We start from the raw sequence: 5,605 nt of genomic DNA on the forward strand, positions 1-5,605 counted from the left end.
CGACGCCCCCGCCACTCTTGGGGGGGCCCATCGGCAGGGGGTATGTGGGGGCGTCACGAGGGGGGCACGACCCACAGGCCGCCCCCTGGGGGTGGGCGGGCGGCCCGGCGCGTCACAGATGTCGGTACACGTCCTCGAGCCGCAGGCCGCGGCCCACCATCAGCACCTGCACCCAGTAGAGCAGCTGCGAGATCTCCTCGGAGAGTTCCTCATCGCTCTGGTACTCGGCGGCGATCCAGACCTCACCGGCTTCCTCGAGTACCTTCTTGCCCTGCGCATGCACGCCGGCGTCCAAGGCGGCGACGGTGCCCGACCCCTCGGGGCGGTTGGCGGCACGGTCCTGCAGCTCGGCGAACAGGGCTTCGAAAGATTTCACGGGGAGTGATTCTTTCAGACGAGCGCACACTCCCCGCAATCGGTTATACGGTGAGCAGTTCGGTGAGTTCCGCGACCGCCTCGCGCAGGTGCCGCGCGAAGTCGTGCATCTGCTGCGCCACGTGCTTGGGCGTGGCCAGATAGAGGTTCCACCGGTCGGGCAGCAGCACGTAGGCGATGCCGATGCAGGTGGGGCTGGTGGAGCCGAAACCGAAGTACTGGATGTTCACCGACGGGGCGGAGCTGGTGGACAGATAGTCGTCGCGGCTGATGGTCCAGCCGGGGCTGTCGTAGAACGCCATCGGCGCGGTCGCCCCCAGCTGCTCACCGCGGCGGCGCTGGATCCACTGCAGCTCCCACAGGTGCTGTTCGGGGGCCTCGCCGCGCTGGCATTCCTGGGCGCGGCGCACGTGCGCCTCGGCGGCGGTGCGGGCGGCGACCAGTTTGCGGTCCCGGTCCACGGCCGGATCCTCCATGGCCGCAACGAAGTCCAGCATCTCCGGGGTGATGACCCGCATGGCCTCGGTGCGGCCGTTGCGGAACTGCCGGGTGGCGATGGACTCGTAGGTCGCGCCGTTGAAACCCTTGCTGCGCTTGTGCGCGAGTTGGTAGCTCAACTGCGCCAGCGCGTCCGGGGAGATGCCGAGGCTCTTGGCGCGGGCGGTGCCGAAGTCGAACGACACCGTGCTGGTGGCGGTCTCGGCCGCGTACTGCGCGAAAGAGGCGGCGGCCGAGGCGATCTCGGTCTTGGCCTCGGGACCGAGCACGAACTCGACCGGTTCGGCCGCGGGCAGCCCCTGCGGTTGCGCCCCGGACTCCTCGGCATGCGCGCTCACCGGGGCTTCCAGCAGCGTGTCGACGAACGACAGGATGGTGGTGCCGTCCAGGCCGCAGTGCTCGACATTGATGCCCGCCGCGCCGTCGGCGAAGACGATGAACGACACCGCCTTGTCGAACCAGCGGTTGCCGCTGTCGCCGTGCAGGAGCTGATCGCAGGCGTGCAGGGTGTCGCGGGGCGCGAAGTCCTCGAGGCAGACGCAGAACAGCGCGGTCTCGATGGTGTCGAAGGCGGCGGCGTTGGTGGGCCGCAGCGCCGCGTAGACGGGCGCCCAGTCGGCGCGGGCCAGGGTGGTCAGATGTCCGGGCGAGGCGTTGGTGGCGGCCCGGCGGGCTCCCGCCTTCATGACCGCGCGCAGGCCCGCGACGAGATCCTCGGGCGTGTAGGGCGCGCCGCCGGGGCCGATCACGTCCATCCGGAACATGTTGCCGCGGTAGAAGACCAGGATATGGCGGGCCTCGGAGTGTCCCGGCCAGGCGTCGCTGTAGGGCACCCGCACGGTGTCCTGCGGCACGCCCGGGATCCGGGTCTCGGAGAACAGGAACTTGTTCTGCGCCATGTTGAGTCGCGTGCCGCGCTGGGTGGCGGGCGGGATCTCCTCGCGGTCGAGGCGCAGCTTGTAGTCGACGGCCGCGCTGATCAGCGCCGCGGCCCGCTCGCTCTGATCGGCGCTCGTGGAGCGCGCCAGTACGGTGTCGTCGCGGAAGAGGAAGAAGAAGTTGGCGTTCAACGCGATTCGGTCGCGACGGCCCAGATAGCGGGAGGGCCAGAACTCGTCGAGCCAACTCCCGACGCCGGGTGTGTTGTCGAATCGTTCCAGATCGGCGTGCAGGGTGCGGGCGGGGCTGTCGGGCCGCAGCAGATCCTCGACGCTGGCCGCGGTGGCGGCGTACTGGTCGGAGGTGAGCAGCGGCGCGCACCAGTGCAGGAACCGGGTGCAGCTCTCCTCCAGCGTGGGCAGCGGCACGCGGGGCAGCTGCTCGTCGAAGGCGAAGGTGCTCTCGCTCAAGGGTTGTCCTCGGGTTCGATGGGTCAGGGGCAGCCTGGCTTTTTGCACACGTGTGACCGTCCCCCGGCCGGCCACCGCACCATTCTGGTCAACGAACCGGTCTGTGCGCCAGGATTCGGGCGAATCCTCGAGTAGTGAGAAGGGTTGTTGTTTTACTGCGCTACAACAGTTTTCATGCGAGCCAGTTGCCGTGTGTCTCGGGTTGGCACAGCTTTTCCAGTCGCAGCTCCACCTCGGCGGGCGAGAGGTAGCAGCCGGTCTGCTCGAATCCGCCGATGGTGTGGGTGGCGTAGTCGCCGTATCCGATGCGCAGGAAGTCGTCTCCGCTGAGGCCGTGCACCGCCCAGTCGAAGGCGACGCGGGCCCGCGCGACGACCGTGCGCAGCGCGCCCAGGTGATAGCTGCGGGTTACGAATTGCGCGGGGACACCGCGCAATCCGATCTTCAGGGGCCGCGCGAGCGCGTCCTTGCCGCCGAGGTCGACGACCAGGCCCAGATCCGGATGCCGGTAGGGCGTGACCTGTCCGCCGCGCAGGGTGGCGAGGAGGTTCTTGGCCATGTGCTTGCCCTGGCGCATGGCGTGCTGTGCGGTGGGCGGGCACGTCTTGCCCACGCCCCCGGCCAGATCGGGGACCGCGGCCGCGTCGCCGAGCGCCCACACGCCCCGCAGTCCGGGCACGCTGAAGTCGGCCTGCACGACGATGCGCCCGTGATCGGTGTCCGCGCCGAGGTGCCCGGCCAGCGGGCTGGCGGCGACACCGGCGGTCCACAACACCGTGCGCGACGGGATGAACCGGCCATTGGTGAGGGTCACGCCGCGCGCGGTGACCTCCTTGGCGGATGCGCCCGAAATGAGCTCGATGCCGCGTTCGGCCAGAACCTTTTTCGCGTCCGCGCCGAGGCGCTCACCGAGCTCGGGCATGATCTTGTCGCCGTGGGTCACCAGATGCCAGCGCACCATGGTCGATTCGGCCGCCGGGAAGTAGCGCCGGGCGGCGGCCTGGCAGACCTTGTTGAGCACCGCGGTGGTCTCGGTGCCCGCGTAGCCCGCGCCGATGGTGACGAAGTTCAACCGTTCCCGGTCGACGTCCTCCTCGCCGGTGACCGCGGCCACATCCAGCTGGCGCAGCACGTGGTCGCGCAGATACATGGCCTCCGAGAGCGTCTTCATGCCGAAGCCGTGCTCGTGCAGGCCGGGTACGTCCTGGATGCGGGTGATGCTGCCGGGAGCCAGCACCAGCTGATCGAACTCGTAGGCGCATTCCTCGCCGGAGTGCCGCCGCACGATGACCTGCCGCGTCGGCGCGTCGACGCCGACCGCCATGCCGGGGATGATCTCGGTGCGCCGCAGCACCCGCCGCAGTGACACCGACACCGAGCGCGGATTGAGGGTGCCGGAGGCGACCTGCGGCAGCAGCGGCAGATACAGCAGGCCCGCGTCGGGCGTCACGAGCTTTATGTCCGCTTCGCCGGGTTTGACTCGGCGCTCCAGATAGCGGGCGCATTCCACACCCGCGAAACCACCGCCGACAATTACGATCTTCGCTGGTGCCACCGGTTCACCGTAACAATCCGGCGATGGTTTCAGGTGAATCCCGCATGTCTTTTCCGGTCCCTCGCCGATCAGGGTTGTTTGTCGGTGAGGTCGCTCTTCGGGCGGGAAAGATGCAGTTGCGCGTACAGCCAGCCGCCGGATTCCAGGTCGCCCGGATCGATTCCGCTGGCGGACAAGGTGTCCAGGACGCGGGCCTGCTCGTCCGGGGACGCGAAGCGGCGCTGCCGGTAGACGCCGGGCAGCAGTTCGGTCTCGTATCCGAGCGCGTCCAAGTGGGCGGCGATGGGCTCGAAGGAGAACATGCGCAGCACGAAATGTGCCATCCACGGCAGTTTTCCGCCGTGGGCGCGGGCCACCCGCAGCAGGGTGCGTTCGGAGATGTAGCCCACACAGCCGGTGGAGATGACCAGGTCGGCGGCGGCCAGGGTGGCGCGCTGGGCCTCGGTGGGGTCGGCGGCTTCCAGGTCGGCGTGCACGATGTCGTCGAGGAATCCGGCGGCGCGCGCGTAGTCGAGCGCCGGACGGGAAGCATCCATCCCGACGAATCGGACTCCGGGTAATCGATTGCCGCTCGCGAGCAGTTCGCGGTCGCGGGTGAGCAATTCCTCGGTGTCACCACCGGCCCGATAGTGCTCGGCGAGGTCGGACATGGTGGCGTCCAGGCGCAGCAGGGCCGCGTTCACGCCGTAGGAGCAGCCGATGTCCAGCACGGTGGGCGCGGCGATTCCGGTCGCGTCCCGATATTCGGCCAGCACCCGCTGGAAGTGCGGTTTCGCCAATTCCGGTATCTGATAATCCAATTCGGCCATGCGGGCGTAGTACTGGCGTGGATCGGGCCGATCGTAGATATCGTCGAAGGAGGCTTTTCCGGTGGAACTGTGCAACGAAACCGGCACGCGCTGGTCCCCTCTCAGTCGAGCAGTCGATCGCCGCGGACCTCGCCGGCGGCCAGATGGTCGGGCAGGACCCGGCCGAAGAGTTGCCGGGTGCGTTCGGCGGTGCCGATCAATCCCGGTGTGTCGCTGTAGGCGAAGATCGCCGAATGCCGTTGCCCGGCACCACCGACCGGCGCGACCCGGTGCAGTGAGAAACGTCCCTGGAACAGTTGCAGGTCCCCCGGCCGCAGCTCCAGCCGCCGGATGAACCGTTCTCCTTCCCCCGTGAGCACCGCCCGCACATCGGCCAGGTTCTCCGCCTCCCGCGACCGGATGTTCGGGCAATACTCGAACACCCCACCGGATTCCGGCTCCTGGGTGAGCATGCTGACGGTGAACTCGTTGGTGTCGAAATGCCACGGATGCGAGTTGCCGGGCGCGACCACATTGAGACACAACCCGGCCAGCGGATCGGTGTACTCGTGCAGCTCAGGGAGATCGAAGCATTCGGCCACGAACCGCTGAAACCTCGCATCGGTGTACAGCCGGTGAATCAGGGCCTCGCGCGGAATGAGATCCCGTGCGACGAAAGCGTTTCCGCGCCGCAGCACGATCCGCCCGGGATGGTCGGCGGGCAGTTCGGCATCCAGCGGGATGTTGTAGGCGTTGACGTCCTGCACGGTGTAGTACGCGTGCGGAGCCAGCGCCACACCTTCATTTCGCAAGGTGCCCAACAACTCCGGGCGAATGAATCCCCGCAACACGCAGCACCCGTCGGCCGCCAGCTCGGCCCGCGCTCCGCGCACGGCCTCCACCCAGCGTTCACCTCCGGGTTCATCCAGCGGATACCGCCCGACATCCACCCCGGGTACCGCCCCTACGTCGCGCCGCAGAAGTCCAATACCGGCCTGATCATCGGCATCATCGCGGCGGTGGTGGTGCTGATCATCGTG

Annotated in this window: 6 protein-coding genes; 1 reads left to right on the plus strand and 5 read right to left on the minus strand. The window is 68.3% G+C overall.

Annotated elements, in window-relative coordinates; translation table 11 throughout:
* Positions 1 to 112: 112 nt before the first annotated feature.
* From ACWELQ_RS36545 to ACWELQ_RS36565, 5 genes are all read right to left on the minus strand, one after another.
* Entirely contained in the window at positions 113 to 376 is a 264-nt protein-coding gene (locus ACWELQ_RS36545) for a phosphoribosyl-ATP diphosphatase (RefSeq protein WP_033085388.1), read from the minus strand.
* A gap of 43 nt (positions 377 to 419) precedes the next feature.
* Complete coding sequence (locus ACWELQ_RS36550) at positions 420 to 2,222, minus strand: choline/carnitine O-acyltransferase (protein WP_452401589.1); 1,803 nt, start codon at positions 2,220 to 2,222, stop codon at positions 420 to 422.
* Between the two features lie 172 nt (positions 2,223 to 2,394).
* Positions 2,395 to 3,777, minus strand: a complete 1,383-nt coding sequence (locus tag ACWELQ_RS36555) for an NAD(P)/FAD-dependent oxidoreductase (protein ID WP_452401590.1) — start codon at positions 3,775 to 3,777, stop codon at positions 2,395 to 2,397.
* Positions 3,778 to 3,845: 68 nt separating this feature from the next.
* Entirely contained in the window at positions 3,846 to 4,673 is an 828-nt protein-coding gene (locus ACWELQ_RS36560; protein ID WP_452401591.1) for a class I SAM-dependent methyltransferase, read from the minus strand.
* A 14-nt stretch (positions 4,674 to 4,687) separates the two neighbouring features.
* Positions 4,688 to 5,362 (minus strand): HalD/BesD family halogenase, encoded by a 675-nt coding sequence (locus ACWELQ_RS36565; RefSeq protein ID WP_452401592.1) that lies wholly within the window; start codon positions 5,360 to 5,362, stop codon positions 4,688 to 4,690.
* Between ACWELQ_RS36565 and ACWELQ_RS36570 the strand changes: the two genes are divergently transcribed.
* The coding region (locus ACWELQ_RS36570) for a hypothetical protein (protein WP_452401593.1) at positions 5,345 to 5,605 on the plus strand (261 nt) is incomplete at its 3' end. The two genes, ACWELQ_RS36565 and ACWELQ_RS36570, sit on opposite strands and share 18 nt — an antisense overlap.

Source organism: Nocardia sp. NPDC004722 (assembly GCF_053601505.1).